Source organism: Leuconostoc gasicomitatum LMG 18811, from assembly GCF_000196855.1.
GTDB lineage: Bacteria > Bacillota > Bacilli > Lactobacillales > Lactobacillaceae > Leuconostoc > Leuconostoc gasicomitatum.
On the sequence record NC_014319.1, the window covers coordinates 1,024,831 to 1,048,962 of the forward strand.

The window sequence follows — 24,132 nt, forward strand, 5'->3', positions numbered from 1 at the left end:
CTGAGCCTTTAATTTGATTGATGGAGACTGTGTAAGTATGGATAAAACTAAAAAATTAACGATCAAAGATATCGCTACTAAAGCAAATGTTTCAACCGCTACAGTCAGTCGTTATCTTAATGGCCAGTTGAATCAAATGTCTGAAAAAACAGCAGCAAAATTAAAAAAAATAATTAAAGAAACCGCTTATATTAGAAACTCAGCCGCTGTGCAATTGGCAAAACAAAAATCAAACTTAATTGCTGTTATTGCCTCAAATATTGATGAATATTTTTCTTCTGAATATTTCAAGGGCATTGTCTCTATTTTAAGTGCGCAAGGCTATATTGGTGTGCTTTTTGATTCAAACTCAGATAAAATAATTGAATCCGCTCTGCTAGAATCCGTTTACAACCAAAACTTTGCAGGTTTAATTTTGCAACCATTATCAACTGATCGTCGTTTAATTGAAAAATTTTCCAATAACCATATACCAGTTGTCCTAATTGACCGAGATATTGGTAATGGTGAAATTAGTGCTGTCACCACGAATAATTTTCAAGTAACAAAATTTGCAATGACAAGTTTTCTAGACAAAGGCTTTAAAAAAGTTACGATCATCACAGAGCCTGTTAATGACATATCAACACGTGTTGAAAGAGTTGCAGGCGCTCGCTCAGTTTTTGACCATGTCCAACTTATCGAAGTTGATACGGATCATCTTGATCTGGCTGAATTATCTGATAAAATAGATATAAAAAATTCTAAAAATCTTTTATTTGTCTTGAAAGAACGGCTATTAATTCAATTGATAGCCAACACTGATCTTTTGAATGAAACAACCAGCCAACAAAGATTGACTGGTTTTGTGGATACTAATATTCCTAAATACTTAGCACCAAAATATAAATTCATTCAACAATCTCCTTATCTTATGGGTGCAACAGCTGCTGAGATTTTAATGGCTCAATTTTTAGAGCAACAGACTACTGATATAAAACAAATAGTGATCCCATCACATTTCGAGTAATCTAATTATACTATCTGATTAGACTACTGTTTTATAAGTCACACTTCTATACCAACTTACTTTGTAGAGTATCACATTTTTAGCAATTGATATCAATGTAACTCATGATCACTTAAAAACGTGAAGCAAAAATCTTTGCGTTTTTTAATTTCTATTCTGACATCATAAAAACCGACCTCTTAGGCAAAATAATTGCGTCTAAGAAATCGATTTAACTGTTACAAATATCCCATTTAAACATTAGGCTGACTGACTTTAGCCGTGCCGTCACTACCAAAATAACGCCATGCATTATCAGATAATTTTTCAAAATGATCCGTCACCATTGCACCTGAATTAGCATCATAATACCGTGCTATTCCTTGATTATCAGTAACTGCTCTACCTTTAACTTGATGATAATTATCATCAAAGTAAAGGTTTTGACCATTTATTGTTTGATATCCCTTAACTGCTTGACCAGTGGCATCAAAATATGCCCATGAACCATCAGCTAACTTTTCAAAACGATTACTGATCATTTCACCAGAATCTGCATCATAAAAGTGTATCTGACCTTGTTGATTAACAGTTTCATGACCTTTAATTTGGTGAGCATCGTCATCAAAATAAAGCTGTTGTCCCTTAATTGTTTGATATCCTTTAACTGCTTGACCCGTAGCATCAAAATATGCCCATGAACCATCAGTTAACTTTTCAAAACGGTTACTGAGCATGTCACCAGAATCTGCATCATAAAAGTGACGTATGCCTTGATTGTCTACCTGTTCATGCCCTTTAACTTGATGATAATTATCATCAAAGTAGAGATTTTGACCCTTAATTGTTTGCTGTCCTTTAACTGCTAACCCGTTAACGCCAAAGTAAGCCCATGATCCGTCTGCTAATTTTTTAAATTGACTAGTTAACATGTCACCAGAATCTAGCGTAAAGTAGCGTAATTTACCATCTGCATCTGTGATAAATTGGTCTTTAACTTGCGTGCCATCCTGATTAAAATACTGTACGTGTTCTTTAACAGTAGACAATCCTCTGGCCATGACACCGTTTTGATCGAAATATCGCCAATTCTTATTACTATCCATGAAATAATTGTTAACAGTTTGCTTGCCTTGCTTATTAAAATAATAAACATTACCTTTACTATCTGACAAGTAAGCATCTTGCAGTTCAATACCGTTAGGTAAGAAATAATAATTGTCATTATTAATAGTTTGCAATCCATAAAGCATGTATCCGCTTTTATCGAAATAGTACCAATTTGATTTTTCATCTTGGATAAAGGTATCTTTGGCCTGATAGCCACTAGTTGAAAAATATGTCATACCTTTATCATCGGAAGCAAAACCTGTGTTAGAAATTTGATTCGTTAACTGTTTAGGCAAAAAATCATTGTTTTTATCCGCCGAACTAACTTGAAAATACGAATTAGTAGCCCAATCCTTTAAAACGTAATAGGCACCACGACCTTGTATATTGCTACCATTAAAATATTTTGCTGACCATTCTTGTATCTTTTCACTAGGGTCCATAGGCACACCTGTTGAAATTTGATTTGTTGTAAATAATGAAGGATATAATGACTTAATCTTGTCAAGAAAAGCACCGCCATATAACTTTTGATAGTCACCACCACCAACAGTTTTAGCTGCATAAAGTATTTTATTAATCACTGAATTTTCGTTGTAAATCCCAGAATTATTGACACGCTCTGCTGTCACAATTTGTTTACCCGTCAAATTATAAATCTGATCAGGTACCCAATCAGCCATTACTTTAATTCCTGTGGCATGCAGAGATTTAATAGCATCACGTAATTGATCAACTGTGCCGTACTTTGTTGGCGTATTGAAGCCAAGATCATATCGATCAGTAAAAGCATAACCGTTTTGAATAATTGAATCTAAAAAACTACCTTCTGTGCTTGATCGATACTGTGGTGGTAATTCAAAACTGGTAATGCCCCAACTTTTGTATAAATCAGTATTTTTGGCAATTAAAACGTTCGCATAATCACTTTCAGTCGTTGGAAAGTACTGAAAATTTGAGAAACCTTCATAAATTACTTGTGAATCTAATGCAGCGTTTGAATGAAATGTTTGATTATCTTTGGCATATTTTACATTATCACTACTTGTTCTTGCATCTTGTGTATTACTTGCATCCACTGGTACCCAGACAGATAAATAACCAGATACCTGTGGATTAGCAACGCCTTGTATGTCAGCCTGATTAAACACAAGTTCACCATTGTCAGTGGTGTATTTAACCAATGCTTGGTCAACGTCTGCATCAGTTAAATATGTTACAATACCATTCTTGGTTGTCAGTATTGCTGGCCGATAGGCCTGGTTTTTATGAGCAGCACCCATTTTTAAAATAACTTGGTCGGTTGCGCTTAATTTCAGTTCGGGATTATTGCCTTCAATAACAGCAATGCCCTGTGCCCGTGTGTCAGCCGTTCCTTTGTCTTCTGCTGTCATAGCGCCTTTACCATAACGAACAGATGTTAGTAAGCCACGATTACCTTGTGTAGCCATACTATTGTCACCCATCATATATGTCATAGACATTTTTTGTCCACCCGAAACATACTTCAATCGTGACTGCAATAGCGTATTAATGGCATCATAATATGGTGATTTGTTTGCCATATACTGACCGTCATCAGTATATAAATCACCATAATAAACGCGCGGAACAGTGTCTTTATTTGTTAGCAATAATGCGTAAGTACTAGGAATATTAAATTGTGTAAATTCTTTGTTTGCTTTTAATTGATCAGCATTATAAATTTTAAAAGCTTGTTCCAATTGATCTATTGTTGGGGTTAAACCATCAGAATTGGCATCAATTTTTTCCTTAATAATTTCAGCAATGACAGTTTGCACCTCACTATCATGTGCCCGTACAAACGAATAGTTAGGTTGTGCTATATTGTCAGTTGAATCTGTGGTACGATCAACCAGGCTATTTGTAATCAATGGCTCTAGTCCACTTCGGATAGCAGTACCCTTTTGATCAGTTAGTGGCATTGTCAATGAATATTTTAACGCTAGACGTAATTTATTATCCATTGACAATTGGTTATTACCTTGATCTTTAACATATGCTGCATCATTATCACTCCAATCCTCAAGGATTGATAAATGTTGATTGGCAGTAGCATCATTTTTATCAACGCCATAGGCAGCTTTCATATAATCTGAGGCGATTTGTAACAAATCTGCATCCACATTGTCAACAGCATCAACGCGAATACCGTCGAAATTGGCATCAGCATCTTGATTAGTAATTGAACCAAAATTCAATAAATAATACATCCAATTTAATTGTTCAGCTTGAACAACCGGATTCGAATTATCAACGTCATTAGCTAATAAAAAATCATAACCGCCTTGTGTTGGATCGATAGAATACGATGAATAACCTTTTTGGTTTGTTGGTGTGCGATTTAAAAGACGATAATCAGAATTAGCATCAGGCGTTTTATCGCTATTAACATAACGTAATGCACCACCTTGAAGATGGTCTTTATCATTACCAGTTGTTTGATACTCACTATTAATATTCCAATTGGATTGACTATCAACAAAATCAGAAATATCATGCTGTAGCCAATTAGTTTGGCCTTCCTGACTAATTTTTTGTTCGATTTTTACTTGTATATCTTGACTAGCCTGATTTAGTATACTTTGGTCATCATTGGCGGAAAAATTAACTGAACTATTGCTTAAACCAAGGGTTTTCATATAATTAAGATAATTAACTTGCGTCATTTTATCTGGCCACCAGCTCATCAAAAGTGGTCGAAAATCTTTATCAGATGAGGTTGTCCAATCTTTCCCATTAACTAATATATCTTTCGGACGATACCAACTATCAGCTGTTAAGTAACCATCAATTTCAGTAAAGCTATCCTTAGTCGTATTTTCAACCGCATTATGTGCTGTAAAGCTATTGTTTTGACTTGTCAGGCCTTGCTTGAATTGATAATCATTTGTTGCTGATAAAAGGCCCGTTTCTTTGTCAAAATATAGTACTTGTCCATCAACAACGGTGGTAAAGTTTTTCTTTGCCTGTCCATTGTCATCAATATAGTATGTTTTCCCGTCAATTGTTTGGATATTTTTGGAATGATATTGATTTGAATCTTTTTTTATTTCAGACTGATTATTTTCCTTTACTGGTGCCGTGCTGCTTCCATGATCTTCTGTTGGCGCTTTTACAGATACTGAAGTGTCATTTTTAGTAACAGCATCATTATCTTTTTGATTGTTAGCCAGCTGGTTGTTAGTAGTATCAGTGTTTGGCTGATTATTTGAATTAGTCGTGGATTGACCAGTTGTAGGTAATACATCAGTAGGTGTTTTAACAGGTGCATTAACTGCAAGGCTGTCCTTTGTCTGTACTGTATTAGCATTACTATCAGTATTTTTGTTTTGATTAGCTACAGAATTGTTTGAATCCTGAATAGTTTTTTTATCATTACTGACTGGTACTGCAGTTTGAGCTGATAAATCGTTTGAAACTGGCTGAGTTAAAGTGTTATCTTGAACACGATCTGTTGCTCCCTTTGTTTGATTCGATGAAACAGAAACATTTTGGTCAGTATTTGATATTTTTTTAGTTGCAGCAACAGGAGCGTCTTGCAACGTATTCTTGGCTTTTTTTACTGCAACATAGTGTGTCGTATCAGCACTAACTTGCTGTACAGACATGCCTAAACCGATAATCAGCGACATCCCAGCAGTAACCCATAATTTTCCTGATTTGTATAATTTTTTTCGGCACGTTGTTTCTTGATTTTTCATTTTCATTTTCCTCCAAAACCTTATTCATTATTTTTGATCATCTTAGGTTGACAGACCTTTAATTGACACAAACAACCTTTTCAATATACACTAATAAAATAATGATTTTTATAATATGCATAAATGAATATTATAAATAAGGGGGGAATAATGTTAATTCAAAGTAATGCAATTATTAGAAAAACAAGAAAATCAAGAGGCATTTCGCAAAAAGAATTGGGACAATTAATAGGTTCTCAGTCTATGATATCTCGAATTGAAAACGGTCTCACATCACCTACTGATCGTGCACTTCAACAAATTTGTGATATTTTAAACGTACCTATTGTTGATTATTTTGATACTGTTTTTGATAAAAAAAACAATTTATCTTTATTAAAATCGGAATTAGAGCAAGCATATCTTGATCAAAATAAAATTAAACTCAAAAAAATCTGTGAGTCGATAAAAATAATGTCTGCCCATCGCCCAAATGATGTTGCTTTACGTCACTTCTTTTTGATGACAAAATCTACAATGTATCATTTAGATTTTAATATAGCATCAGCATCTATACAACAGGAAATCATAGATTATTTCTTTGGCATTGAGAACTGGCAATATTATGATCTTTGCCTGTTTTTTTTTGTTGCTAATATGATAAGCGTTGAACATATACAACCCTATGTTACAGACATTATTGAACAATACGTTCAAAAAATCATGTCTCAAAATACTGCTCGTATGGTAGCTCCAGTATTAATTATGATTTTAGAAGCTTCTATTGTGCAACATCAATATCATCTAACGAGTGAATTATTAGGTAAAATTGCACCTTTGACATTTTATCAACAGAATTTTGAATTTCAAACTTGGTTATTATTTTGGGAAGGTATTTTTGAAAATGATGTACAAAAAATTGATGATGCTTATGGCATTACACACCGCCTTCACATTAACACAACTAAATTATTATTTGACCATATATTGACACACTATCAAATTGAAAAATAGTTATCAATTGAAAACCCTCGAATTGGACATAATCCAAATTTCGAGGGTTTTCAATATTTTATCATGTAATTATTATTCAACAGCTTAATTTATGATGTTATACCTTAAATAAGGTTGGTTGAATACGTTTTAAAATTTCAAGAATAATTGTTGGTACTAATGACAATACAAAAATAGTTATCCAGTGCCCTACTGAAACGGCTGTCAATCCAAACAAGACTTGTGTCGCAGGCAATAGTGCAACTACCAGCGTAATAATAGTTGCTAATATAGCCATATTTACTAAACCTGGATTGGCGTTATATTTAATCGAAAATAACGATTTTTCTGAACGGATATTAAAAACATGAATGATAGACGTCATCGATAAGACTATAAATGCCAATGTTTGACCAATTTGTTCATTTGGTGCTAAGCCACCAAAAACAACATTTTGGCCAATCCAAATCGCTATCAAGGTTACAATTGCAAATAACGCCGCATTGATCGCTATTTGACGACCGAGCCCTTGTGCAAATAAGTTAGTTTTTTTAGGCATTGGTGGTTCATTCATAACATTTGTTAGTATCGGCTCACGACTTAAAGCAAATCCTGGTAAGCCATCAGACACCAAATTAATGAACAATAAGTGAACTGGTAGCAATGGTGATCCCCATCCTAGCAGCATTGCAATCAAAATCACAATTATTTCTGATATGTTTGCACTCAATAAGAAGTTAATGGTTTTTCGAATTTTGATATATACGCCACGCCCTTCAGAAATGGCATCAACAATTGTTGCAAAGTTATCATCTGTTAAGATAATATCTGATGCGTCACGCGCAACGTCAGTACCCGTTTCACCCATAGAGATACCTACATTGGCTGCCTTTAATGCAGGCGCATCATTAACACCATCACCAGTCATTGCAATCGTAGCATCTTGCCTCTGCCATGATTTGATAATTCTAATTTTATCAGTTGGGGTGACACGCGCATAAACAGTATAGGCTTTAATATTTGCATCGAGTTCCTGATCTGATAACTTAGCCAACTCTGATCCGGTAATTGTTTGATCTCCCTCATGTAAAATACCTATTTCAGAGGCAATTGCACTGGCCGTTTCAACATGGTCACCAGTGATCATAATTGTTTTAACACCAGCTAAACGCGCCTTTTCAACAGCTAGGGTTGATTCTGGCCGAGGTGGATCAATAATACCAACTAATCCTACTAACGTTAAGTTTTGTTCATAAAATGCCTGGGTTGGATTTTCAGGCATCACATCAAAAGTTTGTTTTGAAATGGTTAACACTCGTAGTGCTTCACGACCAAACATTGTATTAATTTTTTCAGCCTGTACCATATTTCCATGTTTAATCATAGGCAACAAAACATCAAAAGCACCCTTTGTAATTGCAATATAACCACCTTCAGGTTGTTTATGAACAGTCGTCATTCGCTTTTTTGTAGAATTAAATGGTATCTGATCTACTAGTGGGTATTTAGCCAACAGTGCATCACGGGATTTCTCCATTTCGATGGCACGTACTAAGGCCACCTCAGTTGGTAAACCATCGTATATCGTTTGCCCATCATTCTTTTTAATTGACACATTTGTTGAAATTGCTGCTAGTGATAAAACCTCTATAGCATGAGGGTCTAGAGCGTCATGTGTTTCACTTAAATAATCTTGTTCATTCTGCCACACTTTGCGGACAGTCATTTTGTTTTGGGTTAATGTCCCAGTTTTATCAGAAGCAATAACATTTGTTGTTCCCAAAATTTCAACAGCTGGTAATCGTCGAATAATGGCGTGTTTTTGTGCGATTCTTTGCACACCTAAAGCTAATGTCATTGTCACAATAACAGCTAAAGTTTCAGGCACAACCGCAACTGCTAAAGATATTGCGGTTAAGAAAATATGTTTCAAATCCATTCCTTGCGCAATGCCGAGAATCAAAACAACTACAGCCGCCCCAATGGCAACCCAAGAAATATTTTTACCCAATTGAACTAAACGTCGTTGCAATGGGGTTAACGATGTCCCATTTTCAGCATTAAGAAGACCAGCAATTGTCCCCATCTCAGTTTGCATACCGACAGCCGTGACGATAGCTTTACCATGCCCATTGACAATTGTCGTGCCACGATAGACCATTGTCACACGTTCACCTAAACTCACTTCAGTATCAGAATTAAAGATTGCCTCGGCGTCTTTTTCAACCGGTAAACTTTCCCCAGTTAATGCAGATTCTTCTGCTTGTAACTCAATTGCTTCAATCAAGCGAGCATCTGCAACAATTGCACTGCCATTCTCAATTATCAGTATATCACCTAAAACAATGTCGTCTGCATCAACGAGATTCGCTTCCCCATCGCGTAAAACTTTGACCTGGGTGCGATTTAAATTATGTAAAGCTGCTAATGAATTTTCAGCTTTTCCTTCTTGAAAAATCGAAAGGAACGAGTTAATGATAACAATACCAATAATCAGTAAACTTTCAAAATAATGCCCCGTTCCTTCTATGTATGTTGCCACAAATGAAATAACTGCAGCAATCAATAATATAATAGTTGCCACGTCTTTTAAACTAATTAATATTTTATGCCACAATGGTTCCTTCTTGTTTGTGACAAACACGTTACTGCCAAACTTTTCTCGGCTAGAGCTCACCTGTTTTTTACTTAATCCTTCTTGCACATCAACATTTTGTGCTGCGATTGTTTCTTCAATACCCTTTCGGTACGCTGTCATTCGAATTCCTCCTTGACTTTTAGTCATTTCAATACAACTATAAAATAAACAAATTCCATTCTTTATAACAAGTCCATCATATTATCATTCTAAAATATGCCCTAATCGAACAATAGATAAATATCGGTTGTTAATTAAGCGATCACTCTCATATTATTAAAATAATGTTATTGTTATAGTCAATACACCGGTATTATATGATAAATAAATGACACGATGTGTGTATTTGTTTAATTAATGTACTATATATATCATAACATAGTTAGCCGATTCTATGTTTTAGTCTCATAAAAAAAACGCGCAAATTTAAATAAATATAAATCTACGCACGCGGCTTAACTATCGGAACTATGATATCTCTATAATGATAAAATAAACTTTCATATTGTTTAGAACAATCAGTTCAAAACAACAACTAACATGCAACAATGGTTTTGAATAGGAGAATCAGGACGGACAATTTCTTAGAAAGATTTAAACGCATTGTCAATATTTTGGTATTCGTCTGTAGACAAATCAATCTTCAAAGTAGCAACGTTATCAGCCACTTGACTAGGAACTCGTGCACCTGGGATAACAGCACTTATTTCGGGGTTTTTAATATACCAAGCTAATATTATTTGCGTAACTGTAGCACCATGCTTATTAGCAATAACATCAATACCCTTTAGTATTTGAATAATTTTTTCAAACTCTTCACGATTCAAATGCTTGAATTTATTAGCATCATCAATTGTATATTTTCCAGTCAGCAAACCTGAAGCCAACGGAAAATAAGGTACGAACTTGATGTCGTTTTCTTTTAAGTACGGCCATATTTCTCGCTCCACATGACGTTGAATGAGATTATAATGATCTTCAACATAATCCACTTGATTATTTTTATTCGCTTCTTTGATTTGTTCTAAACTAAAATTAGAAAGGCCAATCGCACGAATTTTGCCAGCTTTTTTCAATTCATTTAACGCTGCAACAGCTTTATATTTTGGTGTTTTGTCATCTGGAAAGTGAATATAAAAAATATCAATATAGTCAGTTTGTAGTCGTGACAGAGCATCGTTCACAGATTTTTCTAAAAAGATAGGATCATTATTGATCGTTAAATTATTGTCTGGATCTTGGGCAGCTTTTGTGGCAATTTTAAAATTTTCCCTAGGATAATTTTTTATAACCTGTCCAATAATTTCCTCAGAGCGTCCTAACCCATACATATATGCCGTATCAATCATGGTGATACCAGAATCAAGCGCTTCTTTGACAACATCAAAACCATCTTGATCTTTTAAATTATCAAATAAATTGTGGCCACCCACCTTATTGGTTCCAATACCTAATTTAATGGCCTGATTATTAATCATTTTGACTTCGTTTTGATCGATTAACATGATATCCTCCTAGTTTGTCTTTATTATTTGCAATTATACAACAAAGTGTTATTGCAAGTTGGTAATTTGCTCATAATACTATCACTGTTTTGCTATGTGCATTCGCAAACATGTAATCTCCTCTAATTCCAAGGATTAACTTATTGGGCCTGTTAATTAAAAATACCCCGAAAGTTAAAGTAACTTTCAGAGTATATGATATCATTGGTTTTTGAATTTTTGAATTCTAAAAAAATCAAGTAAAAATGTTAGGATAGGTAAACCGACAACCAATCCCCAAACACCAAACAGTTTTTCCATGATAATTAGATTGAGCAAAATGACTAATATCGGCATGTGCGTTCGCTGTGACATAAAGTGTGGATGCAAAAAATATGACTCAAGAAAATGGACACATGCGACAGCTACTAAAATAATCAATACCGTATGCCAATTTCCAATGATAAAAGCAGTAATTGTTAATGGTACTAAGGAAATAATGACACCAAAAACTGGAATTAATCCCAGAATAAATATCAGAATTGCAAATCCTAATAGGTATGGAAACTGCAAAAATGCTAGTACTGCCACCATGACTGCTGTATTGATAACACATATCATGAGTTGTACTTCAAATAATCTACCTAATATAATAATAAAGCGATGAATAATAATATAAAACTCACCAAAAAATTTATGGTATGGACTATGTAGAAAATGCAATGACCATGCTCGCAACTGTGGGTATGTCATACTAAATATGAAGCTAAACAGCAATGCTAAAACTAATTCATACAAGACATGACCAACTTGATTTAAATGCGAAATTCCTTTTGAAATCAATTGATCAGTATTTAAAGTATTCGTATAGTGATGCATATTTTTGTATACTTCCTTTAGGAAGCCATTGGTATCCCAACTGGTGTCTGTTGCCAGTGCCATCATACTTTTAACTTGATGCATCACAGTTGTCGTACCATGATTAATAGCTAATACAATTAAAGTGATTACCAAAATATAAACTAAAGCAATTGATATTGCACGCGACGTTTTTAAAACAGCAGATACCCGTTTACCAGCATTAATCGCTAGATATGAAAAAATAATTGTGAGTAGTAATAACGACATAAATTGTTTTAAAAAAACAATCAGTGCAATAATAACTGCTAACACAAAGTAACGGTACAGTTGGCTATGACGCCATGATATAAATGAATTCATTGAATTCCCCCTCTATATCATTTATTATATACGAAATATCAAAAATAAGTCGGACAATATTAAAAACATTTCAGATAGTGACTATCTGAAATGTTTTTAGTGCATTACTTTTTTATTTTAACACGTTTTTGATATCATCAATCATATCGTTTGGACTCGTTTTTGGTGCAAAACGTTTCACTACTTGTCCATCACGATTAACCAAAAATTTGGTGAAATTCCATTTGATCGTACTTCCTAATGGACCCGGTATACTTTTTTTCAAATATTTGAACAAAGGATCTGTATTTTTACCATTAACTGCAATTAAATGATGCATTGGAAATGTAACGCCATAAGAAAGTCGACATGCTTCTGCTGCATCATGACTAGAATTCAATTCTTGTTTAAACTGATTTGATGGAAACCCAAGTATCATTAACCCATCATCTTTATATTTTTGATAAATGGCTTCAAGCTCTGAAAACTGTGGTGCAAAGCCACACTTAGTAGCCGTATTAACGATAATTATTGGCCGCCCTCGCAGTTCATCAAGTGAATAAGTCTCCCCGTTTTCCTTCATGACAGTAAATTGATATACATTTTCAGACATTAATTTTCCTTTCTATGGCCTAAATTATAAGGTATAGGCTATACTTTTAATAATAAGATAAAAGCAGCCTTTTCCAATAGAAAAGGACTGCTTGAAAGACTATTTACTTAAGTCAACTATAATTTTAGCTTGAGATTTATCATGTGTTAGTGACTCAAAACCATCGGTCACAATATTATCTAATTCAATCGTATCAGTAATTACCGGTGCCACATCAATTTGACCACTACTTACAAGATCAACAGTTTGTTGGAAAGTTTCTTTTGAATAGGCAATAGTTGTTGTTAATTTAACGCCAGCATTCATGAGTTGCATTGGGTTAAATGTAATTGGGCGCGCAAATATTGATACAATAACCATTGTACCTCGTGGTCGTGTTGCATCAATTGCTTGCTCGAATGTAGGTTGTACCCCAGCTACTTCAAACGAGACATCTGCACCCCCAGGAATAATATTTTTAATGGCAGCTACTGTATCATCTACTTGGCTTGGGTTAATAATATCAGTTGCTCCCATTTCAAGCGCTTTATTCAGGCGAACTTCAGATAGATCAACAGCAACAATTTTAGTCGCACCAGCTGCTTTTGCGGCAGCCGCTACTAATACACCGATTGGTCCAGCACCAAATATAACTACTTTTTCACCGAAACGTAGACCACCTTCTTTAACAGCCTGAACAGCAACTGCTGTAGGTTCAATTGTGGCTGCTAATTTCATTGAAAAATCTTCTGGTAAACGATACAAGCTATCTTCGGGTACATTGACGTGTGAAGTGAATCCACCATCAGTACTCAAACCAATGAAACTGTAGCCATCATACACATCTACATCATCAGGTACATGTCCTTTAGTAATCGTTGGATTAATTGACACATGGTCGCCAACTTTATACTTAGTAACATCAGCACCAATTTTTTCAATAACACCTGAAAATTCATGACCCATTGTTAACGGTGCTTGACCACCTGTTAGTTCATCTGGTTGATCAACCGGAATAAACACTGGACCTTCAAGATATTCATGCAAGTCGCTACCACAGATACCAGCGTAAGCAACGCGAACAACCACTTCATTTGATTTGGTTGGTTTCAATTCCACTTCTTCAACGCGAACATCTTTAACGCCATGCCATACAGCTGCTTTCATTATAATTCTCCTTTATCATGAGTACGTATTTTAAAATTAGCTATCGCTTGATTTTATTATAGCACTACTCATTGAAAATGGTCACAGAATTTACAATGCAATTGTGCCTCTAAATTATCTTTTTTTAGTCACGTTATCTGAATTTTTTTGAACTATCAATCTTAATTCACGTTCAATCCAAAAATCATTTTTCGATCAAATATCTTCTTTAATTATAGAATTGAATACAGATCTATAATAGTAGTAATGTTTTATGATGTTAATGTCCAATTGTCCAACCACCGTCTATTGGCAGTACCGCACCGTTGATATAATCAGCTTGAGGGCTTGTTAAATACAGCGTCAAATTAGCAACTTCTTGTGCTGTGGCCCAACGTTTAGCTGGTGTTTGAGACGCGACTTTTTTTGCCATATCGCCATTACCAGTAAAATCTGCTGCGTTCATAGGTGTTTTAATTGCACCAGGAGCAATGGCATTCGTATGTAATCCCTGTGCCGCATAATCATACGCTAGTTGTTTTGTATAACCAATAATGGCATGTTTACTCGCAGTATAGGCTGCGCCACCACCACCAGCTGAAAAACCAGCAATTGAAGCCATATTAATAATATGGCCATAACCGCGTGATAACATAGCTGGTAAAAGAGCATTGCTTAGAATAAACATCGGTGTTAAATTCGTATTCAACACTAATTGCCAATCAGATAGCGACGTGTTTGTTGATGATTGGTAATCATCTAAAATACCAGCCGTATTTAATAATATATCAAAATCAACTTTATCCGTTATTTTTTTAACAAGTTCCAGTAAGGCATCATGTTCACTTAAGTCAATTTTAAAAGTGTGCAGATGTGGATGATTTAAAGGGATTTTTTGATAATCCAATGCATAAACAATTGCGTCGGCAGCTAAATATGTCTTTAATTGTGAAAAACCGATCCCTGATGCGGCACCGGTTAATAAAATATTTTTATTTGTATAATTTTGTTCAATCATTATTTACTTAAGTCAACCATCTTACTTAGTGCATAGATAACAATACCACCAGCAATTAATGAAACCACCTCACCAGGCATCACACTTAAATAATATGCCAGCCACTGCGCAAAGAGCCCACCATTCGAACCAGAAGGAAAAGCACCACTAGCACCAATATTAAAAGCTAATGTGAATTCTGCAGCTAAAATTGCCATGCCTATGGTCGCAACCACTACTGAACTAATTACAATTTTTGTAACAGCATGCTTAACACGGCGTGTCGCTAAGTAAGTAATGCTAGTCATAATAACAGTGCCCATAGTTCCAAATATCCAATCAATCCAACCAAGTGGGGAAACCAGATTAGCAATAAATACCCCTAAACCTAATGCTATAATATAGCGTTTGTGCCATGCTGCTAAATGATTTAATCCTTCAGAGGCGCGTAATTGCACGGGCCCAAAAGCAAAAGGTTGAATCACAAACGTAATGGTAGCATAAACAGCCGCAATAACTGCGATCAGCGTAATGTTTTGTACCGAGCCAATAGACTTATCCGTTTTAACTAAATTTTTTTGCATATTAAACATCTCCTAGTTTTTTTATAAGCGGGAAGGTTGATGAACCGCTAACAAGTAGCATAACATATGATAATAAAAAAAGCCACAGAACCTGTCGCTTCAAAAATGGTTAATTATTGCCATCATCCATAAAATCTTTTAATTGCTTGGAACGACTAGGGTGGCGGAGCTTACGCAATGCTTTAGCTTCAATTTGGCGAATACGTTCTCTTGTCACACCAAATACACGACCTACCTCTTCAAGTGTACGTGTGCGGCCATCTTCCAAACCAAAACGCAAACGTAACACATTTTCTTCACGGTCAGTTAATGTCTCCAACACAGATTCAAGTTGTTCACGTAACATTTCATATGCTGCTGAATCAGCTGGGGAAACAGCTTCATTGTCCTCAATAAAGTCCCCTAAATGTGAATCATCTTCTTCACCGATCGGTGTTTCAAGTGAAACTGGTTCCTGCGCAATTTTTAATATTTCACGTACTTTATCAGGTGTCAAATCCATTTCAGCCCCAATTTCTTCTGGCAATGGTTCACGACCCAAATCTTGAAGCAACTGACGTTGAATACGAATTAATTTATTAATTGTTTCAACCATATGAACAGGAATACGAATGGTGCGCGCTTGATCAGCAATAGCGCGTGTTATTGCCTGACGAATCCACCATGTAGCATAGGTTGAAAACTTGAATCCTTTGGTGTAATCAAACTTATCAACGGCTTTCATCAAACCCATGTTACCTTCTTGAATCAAATCCAAAAATTGCATCCCACGACCAACATATCGTTTAGCAATAGAAACAACCAATCGTAAATTAGCTTCTGCTAATTCTTGTTTGGCTTCAATATCACCATCTTCAATGCGTTTAGCAATATTAATTTCTTCGTCACCTTTCAATAAATTAACACGACCAATTTCTTTAAGGTACATACGCACAGGATCGTTTATTTTAATGCCGGCAGGTGTTTCTTGTGCTTGATCTAACTCTTCTTTGGATGGCTTATTTTGCTTTGCCTTTAATACTTCAGGTGCTGGTTCACCTTTTTCATCAACAATTGCAACACCAGAATCTTCAACTTTTTCCATTAACCGTTCGATATTTTCACCGTCTAAATTAAATGGTTCTGCTAACCTTTTTGCCAAATCTGCATATGTAATTGCTTTAGCAGCCTTATATTCTGCAATCAACGCCTTGACAGCTTTATCATATTCAGGGTTCTTAATAATCCCTGATTTTTTGGCCACTTTAGGCTTAGAAGCTTTGCCAGCGGCAGCAGCTTCCTCTGGTGTTTTGCCCTGTGCTAATGCTAAAAGTTCTGCTTTTTTAGCACGGCTATTGTATGAGATTTTTTGTTCATCTAGGTAATCCTTGATGTCTGAAATTTTACTTGAAGCTAAAATAGTTGCCATTGATTATTTCTCCTAGCATAAAAGCCATTTCAAAGGCGCGTACTAAAAATACGTCTTTGATTATATTTATAATTCTGATTGCTTCTTTTTGATATTAATTAATTCTGTCATAAATTGTAACAATTTTGCATCATCATGCTGTTGTTTAGCTGTATTAATTGCTTGTTGCAACTCACGAATTCGCGCATCAATAGGTGCATCATGCATGATAACACGTAAGTAATCGTTGATTGCGGCTTTTTCAATTGCAATGTCACCATATGAGCGATCAATTGCCATAATTTTTTGATTCAATTCTGGTTTTTGGATAAAATCCATGTATTGAGCTAAATCAAAATCTCCAGGATGCTGCGTTTGATAGATATTTGTCAGCATCATTAATAATTGATAATCCGGATGTACAAAAGCAAATCCCGCTGTCTCTTTTACTTGAACCATCACTTGTGATGATTTAATCATTGCCATGATTAGTGCTCGCTCAGCTTGCTCAACTTGTGTAATGCTTTGATTAATATCTTTTTGTCCTAAACCACCATCATAATCATTACTGTATAATGGCGGTTCAACCATAGTACTATAGGTTTGTTGGGATTTACTGGCTTTTTGAGTCACACTTTGTTGTAATTGTGTTTGTAACGCGTGCTTTGATGTTCCAAATTCATTAGCAATTCGAGTCAATTGAATATCTTGCTCAACAGGAGATGCAGATTTTAATGTTTTCATTACCTCTTGTAAAAATGCAAGATACTGTACTTGATTACTTAAATTTTTCCCGACACGTGCTGCATTTACCAAAAACTCTACAGGTGTTTGAATATTTTGTTCTAATGTTTGTTTTAACACTGACAATCCACGTTGCACACGTACTTCATCAGGATCAAGATGATCTGGTAAATATACCACACCAATATCAACATTTTTTGCGTATTCTCGAATGAGATCAATAGAACGACGTGCTGCATTTTGACCTGCTTCATCGCCGTCATACACTAACAAAATACGTTTCGCTACGTGCGATAATTGTCTCACATGATCACGTGTTAGTGCCGTACCCATTGTCGCCACACCAACTGGTTTTTCGGCCATACTTGCGGAAATAACATCCATAAATCCTTCAAAAATCATAACCGTATTTGTTTGCCGAATTTGATTTTTAGATAGATCAAAATTATATAAAATCTTCCCTTTCGTAAAAAAAGGACTTTCTGGGCTGTTCATATACTTGATACTATTATTAGCATTTAACGCACGACCTGAAAACCCAACCACTTGACCGCGTTCAGTTTTAATTGGCCAGACTATGCGACCAGAAAAGCGATCTCGTAATTCACCTTGATCATTCGAAATAAACAACTCAGATGTTCGCATCATTTCTCTAGAAATATTTTGTTCGGTCGCGTAATTTAAGAGTGCATTGTCTTCTGGGACAAACCCAATCCCAAAGTGTTTGATAATATCATCAGTTAATTGACGTTTATCATGAAGATAAGCTAATGCTTGTTCTCCAGACGTTGTATTCAACAATATATGCTGATAGAGCCGTTGCGCAGCGGTATGTAATTGATAAACAACTTGTGTTGTGCTATCAACTTGTTGTGTTACGCCAGCAGAAATACTACTGTCAACCTGCATGTCTGCACTTTCAGCTAGTGACAAAATGGCTTCCGGATAACTCATGCCTTCTTTTTCCATTAAAAATGAAAAAACAGAACCCGAACGACCACAGGAAAAACAATTAAATACTTGCTTATTTTCTTCAACAAACAATGAAGGATGATGATCATCATGAAATGGACAAGACCCATTCCATTGGCGCCCGCGCTTGACGAGATCCGTATATTGACCAATCACATCGACGATATTCACTTTTTGACGTACTTCAGTAATGAACGATTCTGGAATTCGACTTGCCATAGACCACCTTTCAACAATAAATGTCGCAAACGACAGTCTGCGACATTTCAATTGAACTACACTAAATTATACGTCGTACAACTTGATTTGTCAATCCCTACAACGTCACCTGACCTACTGTTATATCAACATTTCTTTTTTTAATTAACCAGATTATGTTAACTAAAAGCAGACGGCACATGTCAACCCAAAATAGAATATTGACGCACTTTTCATCTTTTTTTTGGCTATCTTTTAGCGAGCCATGCTTGCATATCAATGATGATAGTGTTTATTACAGTTTGATGATATTTTGAGAAAAACAAAAAAGTTTCCCTTATTTTTTACTAACGTTGTTCTTTTCTTATGTCATCACAAATAAACCAATCCAGTCCCTTGTACACAATCTTGACCAGCATGTCTAATACCACATCAATCAAGAACGCTTAGATTCAAAAAAGCATCAAATTTTTACGAAAGAAAGCTCATACAATTTGATGCTTTTTATTCATTTATGGTAGATTGCAAGAATTAACCGAACACGACAAATTGCTGAAAAATCTTTTGTTGCGATTACCCAGATACTTGTAGAGCCCCTAGCATTTTCTGACTAGAAACATGATCAACGTTACTTGTTAACATTATTAATATTAAAATCATTGCCTTTGTCCCATTTTTCAGACAACTTTTGGCAAAGACCACAACTTTAGTCATTACTACTTCATCACTTTCTGTCCGTTTGTGTTAGAATTTTATCTGAATTCGGTTTGAAATCTAAACTACTTTGACAAATGTCTTCTGTTACATAAGGTGCCTTAGATTTTGCCCTGGCATCAAAATCAGATTGACCGAATAACATCCAATCTCAGTTACACAATTTATCTAGTTGGGTCGTATCTGCACTCACATTGGGCTATTTTGAACTAAGTGCCTGCGTTTATAAATTATTATTGTGTTTTTGAATTTAACTAATGTTGTTAATAAGTTAGGTCATTTGTTTGTGATTGAAACTAATCAATCAGATTGAATAGACTAGAAAAAATGATTAAAGTTACAGCCAAGAGACAACCGTATATTTTCGATACATTTTACTTCTCTTTTTCTGTTGTGTTCACAACGTTATCAGAAAAAAAGGCAACGCAAAACCAGACTCTGTCAAACAAAAGTATGTTGAAATTGTTAATTGGCAACAAACAGGCTTATCAATAATTAGTGCTTCGTGATGATATTAATTACCTAACATCAAGACATCTAGTGGAAGTTGAAATGATTAATTTTAGTTTAAAAGACCGGTCTTTTATTTTTTCTGAATAATATGTTGGCTCAGTGCATCTATAAATTTCTCGATTACTAGTAATTCATTATGATCAAAGTTATCTAAAATACCTAAATAGCCTTTAACAGCCTCACTGTGCAAACGATCATGTTGTTCAGCCAATATTTTACCTTGAGAAGTTAGTTGAATTTTTTTCTGTCTTTTATCTTGACCTGAATCGATAGTAATTAACTTATTACTTTCTAGCTTACTGATAAGTCTTGACACAGCGGGTTTACTGATAGATAGGACACTTGACAGCTTTGTGATCCCACATTGAGTGTCTGAATTAATTAAAGATAATGCTTCTAATTGTCTTAATGACAGTGACGCATTTACATTTTTGAAATCAATCGTTCGACTGAGATGATCTTTTCTATTCCTAATTTTTGCTTGAGCACTGTACAAACTAATTAACTTTTTAATAATATTATTTTGCAATTTTTGAGTCATTTTTACTGCCCAAATCGTTTAAAGTTTTATCATCTAAAGATTGTGTTACTTCTTCACATCTAATGATTTTCTTGCCTTCGATAGAAAATAGGGCAAATACTTCAACATGCCCTACTACATTGTCAATCTTTGTAACATTAACGACATAGTGAAGAAATACTTTTTGATTTTGCACATCAAACATTTCTTCGAGAAAATGAGGTACTTGAATATTTTTTGTCACTTTTTGTAGGGTCATAATGTGCTGCTTGAATTGATCGTATGTTGCGTCTATCCCATCTGTTGTTTGTCGATAACGCGTATCAAAATATTTGTCTATTGTATCTACTTTAAGATTATTTAATACATCCTCGTAGGTATTTTCAATCAATGTCTTCATATCTCGTTGTTCCATAATTTCCTCCTATTAGTTAACATGTTAACTATTAACTCCAAAAAAATAATTTGTCAAATAAAATAAAAAGAGTTTAACAACGTCTTGTCAACTATCCACAAAGAGTATTAACTAAAAATCCCTTTGAATATTGTAGATTGCAGGACTCATCTGAACAATCACATCTTCCTTAAAAACTTTTCGTGAAGATTGCCAGTTAGGCGTTTTCATTGATTTGATCTTAGCATTATAAAATATGACACATTAAAAGACACAAGATCCAGCTTTTTTTGTCAGGCGTTTAGTTTGATTTTATAGTTTACCTGATACTCATCTCACTAAAATATGAATATCATAATTTTTATATTAAAATTATGATATTTCATTACAAAAATTTATAGAAAGCAACAGTATTTCCTTGGTCAGCAGACATAAAGCCATTATTTTCATAAAAATTTCTAACAATAGGTTCGTCATCTGTCAATAAGACCTTTTGTCTAACCTGTTTATATTTATCTAGAATCATAGATAACATAATTGTGCCAATTCTTTTATTTTGATATTCTGGGTGAACCAATAAGTCTTGAACATATATTATTGTGGATCCATCTCCGACAACTCGGGTTAATCCAACTAATTTATCATTATCCCAAGCAGATACAACTGCCAGTGAATTACTAATCGCTTGTTTAAGCGTACCCATATCATCTGTATATACAAACCACTGAACACTTAAGTATAGTTTTTTAAGATCATTATTAGACAATTCCTTAGTCTCTTTGTAACTAATCATTAAATACAACTCCTATATAAGATATTTTTAATTTATGTGATAAAAATTAATTTTATAGTATACTAGCATATTAAATATCTCCAATTACAGCCATTTTAACATAAATGTTGATACAAAAAGTAACACTATATCAACATTTCCAAGCATTTAAGTATTTATCATTTTTAAATACTTTCATAGCATCCTTAAAAATTCGATTTTTTACATAATTTTTATCAATAATTCTTGGACATACCTAGTTAATTCTTTGTTTAAAAAAACACATGTCGCCATGTGTTTTTTCTCGATTACCTTATAGTTTGTTCACATAATAGCGAAAACTGGTCTGCCTGCATTCCAATCACTGCTATCTCTACTTAAATTATTAGAAAGAGCGCTGACATCATACCAGCCATTATAATAACATCTATTATACGGATCTAATACTTCGGTAGCCCCATTGCTATAACCATACGTGGTAAGAGCATGTCCAATACCACCAGCAACATTTACAAAGAATATGACCGGCACACCTTGTTGCAATAAATTAGCAGTACGTTCAACTGTATTAATTTGTTCTACTTTTCTTCCATAAGCAGTAATTGTATTGATTAGATCACGTCCTGTGGCACCAAAAGATGATTGACTTAAATTGTTCATAACTGTTTTAACATCATCAGGATTCACATTAATACCGTATGAGCCATTTAATACCATGGCGATACTGGTAGGTACACAGCCTGCTTGACCCATTGAGTAATCATTAAATCGATGATTAGACCAACGACTATCTAACTGAGAAAAATAAACTGGCTTTTTTGCGATAATTAAATCACCGTTCCCACCAAAATCATATTTTTTGCCATTAACACGGATTGATGTATTACGTAGTTGATTATAGTTATTACCATAATATTCAACTTGATAAGGGTGACTACCATAATAACGTAACCCTTTTACGGCATCTCCATTGGCGCCAAAGAAATAGATGGTATTGGCATTTGTGCGAACATAATTGTTACGTACTTGGTTATAGTTATTACCATAGTATTCCATTTTGCCATTATCATAATTACGAATTCCCTTTATGGCATCTCCGTTGGTACCAAAGAAATAGATGGTATTAGCATTTGTACGAACATAATTGTTACGTACTTGATTATAGTTATTACTATAATATTCCATTTTGCCATTATCATAATTACGAATACCCTTTACAGCATCTCCGTTGGCACCAAAGAAATAGATGGTGTTGGCATTTGTACGAACATAATTGTTGCGTACTTGATTATAGTTATTACTATAATATTCCATCTTACCATTATCATAATTACGAATTCCCTTTACAGCATCTCCGTTGGTACCAAAGAAATAGATGGTATTAGCATTTGTACGAACATAATTGTTGCGTACTTGATTATAGTTATTACTATAATATTCCATTTTGCCATTATCATAATTACGAATACCCTTTACGGCATCTCCGTTGGTACCAAAGAAATAAATGGTATTGGCATTTGTACGAACATAATTGTTTTGTATTTGTTTAAAGTCCTGACCATAATATTGCATTTTGCCATTACCATAGTCACGTTCACCTGTCACAGCGTGTCCGTCTTTTTCATCAAAATACATATATGTCTGATCAACTTTTAAATAGCCATAATGCATGTGACCATTGTTATCATAATAAACAGTTTTAGATAAAAGATTGGTTAGTCCAACTGAATAATTGCCTTGCTTGTCAAAATTATACCAGTAATTATCAATATTTTTTTCACCGACAACTATTTTACCGTTTTCATAAAATTGATTTGTTCCGTTTTTATTGATCCACCCGTTTTTCACAGGTTCTTGTGTTTGAACCTGTGCGGAACTATCTGTCTTCCCTGATGTTGGAACGGTACTGATCTCTGATGAAGGTGTCACGTTAGTTGCTTTATCATTACTATCAGTGGACAAAACTGTACTTGATGATAAACTACTATTTGTTGCCGTTTCCTTGTCATTATTGACAGTAGTGTCAGTATTTGATGTGGTTTGCTTTTCAGCTTGTGCCTTATCTTTATCATTTTGCGTGGTAGTTATGTTACTATCGGCGACTTTGTTATCAATATTATCAGATGAATTTTTTGATGAATTCATTGCTATGTGATCTGGTTCCTTGACAGAACTAGAAGCCGTTGCTATCTGATTTTCAGATTGGTTAGTATCCGATTTGACAACTGCACTGTCTGAACCAGATACTAGCGTTGTATCTGCACTTGCCGAGTTAATAGCAAAGGTAGTCATGATACCAGTAGTTAAAACAACTCCTGTGACTAACCTCTTACCAACTTTATATAATTTATATCCCTTAATCATTTTGCCCCCCAATTATTCCATTGCAACAGTAATTTAATATCTTAATATTATAACCGGTTTTTCATTCATGTACAATTTAATTTTCATTGCTATTTTTATTAATTTCCGTTTAACTTGA

At 34.6% G+C, this 24,132-nt stretch carries 16 protein-coding genes; 2 read left to right on the forward strand and 14 right to left on the reverse strand.

What is annotated here, in order from left to right:
• The first annotated feature begins 37 nt into the window (after positions 1-37).
• Positions 38-1,009, forward strand: coding sequence for a LacI family DNA-binding transcriptional regulator (locus tag LEGAS_RS05035; protein WP_013231596.1), 972 nt, complete (start codon positions 38-40; stop codon positions 1,007-1,009).
• A 233-nt stretch (positions 1,010-1,242) separates the two neighbouring features.
• Here LEGAS_RS05035 and LEGAS_RS05040 read toward each other — a convergent pair whose 3' ends face one another.
• Positions 1,243-5,823, reverse strand: a complete 4,581-nt coding sequence (locus LEGAS_RS05040) for a glycoside hydrolase family 70 protein (RefSeq protein ID WP_013231597.1) — start codon at positions 5,821-5,823, stop codon at positions 1,243-1,245.
• A gap of 150 nt (positions 5,824-5,973) precedes the next feature.
• On the opposite strand from LEGAS_RS05040, the gene LEGAS_RS05045 reads away from it, so the two are divergent.
• Positions 5,974-6,816, forward strand: coding sequence for a helix-turn-helix domain-containing protein (locus tag LEGAS_RS05045; RefSeq protein ID WP_013231598.1), 843 nt, complete (start codon positions 5,974-5,976; stop codon positions 6,814-6,816).
• 97 nt (positions 6,817-6,913) lie between these two features.
• Here LEGAS_RS05045 and LEGAS_RS05050 read toward each other — a convergent pair whose 3' ends face one another.
• From LEGAS_RS05050 to LEGAS_RS05110, 13 genes are all read right to left on the reverse strand, one after another.
• The gene (locus LEGAS_RS05050; RefSeq protein ID WP_013231599.1) at positions 6,914-9,553 is read right to left on the reverse strand and encodes a cation-translocating P-type ATPase; all 2,640 of its coding nucleotides are present in this window, start codon (positions 9,551-9,553) and stop codon (positions 6,914-6,916) included.
• 464 nt (positions 9,554-10,017) lie between these two features.
• Positions 10,018-10,938: an aldo/keto reductase gene (locus tag LEGAS_RS05055; protein ID WP_010383495.1), complete on the reverse strand. Its 921-nt coding sequence runs from the start codon at positions 10,936-10,938 to the stop codon at positions 10,018-10,020.
• A gap of 201 nt (positions 10,939-11,139) precedes the next feature.
• Entirely contained in the window at positions 11,140-12,138 is a 999-nt protein-coding gene (locus tag LEGAS_RS05060) for an AI-2E family transporter (protein ID WP_013231600.1), read from the reverse strand.
• Positions 12,139-12,250: 112 nt separating this feature from the next.
• Positions 12,251-12,730: a glutathione peroxidase gene (locus LEGAS_RS05065; protein ID WP_010389653.1), complete on the reverse strand. Its 480-nt coding sequence runs from the start codon at positions 12,728-12,730 to the stop codon at positions 12,251-12,253.
• 99 nt (positions 12,731-12,829) lie between these two features.
• Complete coding sequence (locus tag LEGAS_RS05070; protein WP_010389655.1) at positions 12,830-13,876, reverse strand: 2,3-butanediol dehydrogenase; 1,047 nt, start codon at positions 13,874-13,876, stop codon at positions 12,830-12,832.
• A 259-nt stretch (positions 13,877-14,135) separates the two neighbouring features.
• A complete protein-coding gene (locus tag LEGAS_RS05075; RefSeq protein ID WP_013231601.1) occupies positions 14,136-14,873 on the reverse strand; it encodes a 3-oxoacyl-ACP reductase in 738 nt (245 codons plus the stop codon).
• A complete protein-coding gene (locus LEGAS_RS05080) occupies positions 14,873-15,436 on the reverse strand; it encodes a QueT transporter family protein (protein ID WP_013231602.1) in 564 nt (187 codons plus the stop codon). The genes LEGAS_RS05075 and LEGAS_RS05080 overlap by 1 nt, the downstream gene beginning before the upstream one ends.
• 109 nt (positions 15,437-15,545) lie before the next feature.
• Positions 15,546-16,844 (reverse strand): RNA polymerase sigma factor RpoD, encoded by a 1,299-nt coding sequence (gene rpoD / locus LEGAS_RS05085; RefSeq protein ID WP_010016737.1) that lies wholly within the window; start codon positions 16,842-16,844, stop codon positions 15,546-15,548.
• Between the two features lie 66 nt (positions 16,845-16,910).
• Positions 16,911-18,758: a DNA primase gene (gene dnaG, locus LEGAS_RS05090; RefSeq protein WP_013231603.1), complete on the reverse strand. Its 1,848-nt coding sequence runs from the start codon at positions 18,756-18,758 to the stop codon at positions 16,911-16,913.
• A gap of 1,276 nt (positions 18,759-20,034) precedes the next feature.
• A complete protein-coding gene (locus LEGAS_RS05095; RefSeq protein WP_010382255.1) occupies positions 20,035-20,505 on the reverse strand; it encodes a MarR family winged helix-turn-helix transcriptional regulator in 471 nt (156 codons plus the stop codon).
• Positions 20,483-20,899: a hypothetical protein gene (locus LEGAS_RS05100; protein WP_010382258.1), complete on the reverse strand. Its 417-nt coding sequence runs from the start codon at positions 20,897-20,899 to the stop codon at positions 20,483-20,485. The genes LEGAS_RS05095 and LEGAS_RS05100 overlap by 23 nt, the downstream gene beginning before the upstream one ends.
• Before the next feature lie 364 nt (positions 20,900-21,263).
• Positions 21,264-21,671 (reverse strand): GNAT family N-acetyltransferase, encoded by a 408-nt coding sequence (locus LEGAS_RS05105; RefSeq protein WP_010382261.1) that lies wholly within the window; start codon positions 21,669-21,671, stop codon positions 21,264-21,266.
• A gap of 303 nt (positions 21,672-21,974) precedes the next feature.
• The gene (locus tag LEGAS_RS05110) at positions 21,975-24,014 is read right to left on the reverse strand and encodes a KxYKxGKxW signal peptide domain-containing protein (RefSeq protein WP_013231606.1); all 2,040 of its coding nucleotides are present in this window, start codon (positions 24,012-24,014) and stop codon (positions 21,975-21,977) included.
• Positions 24,015-24,132: the final 118 nt, after the last annotated feature.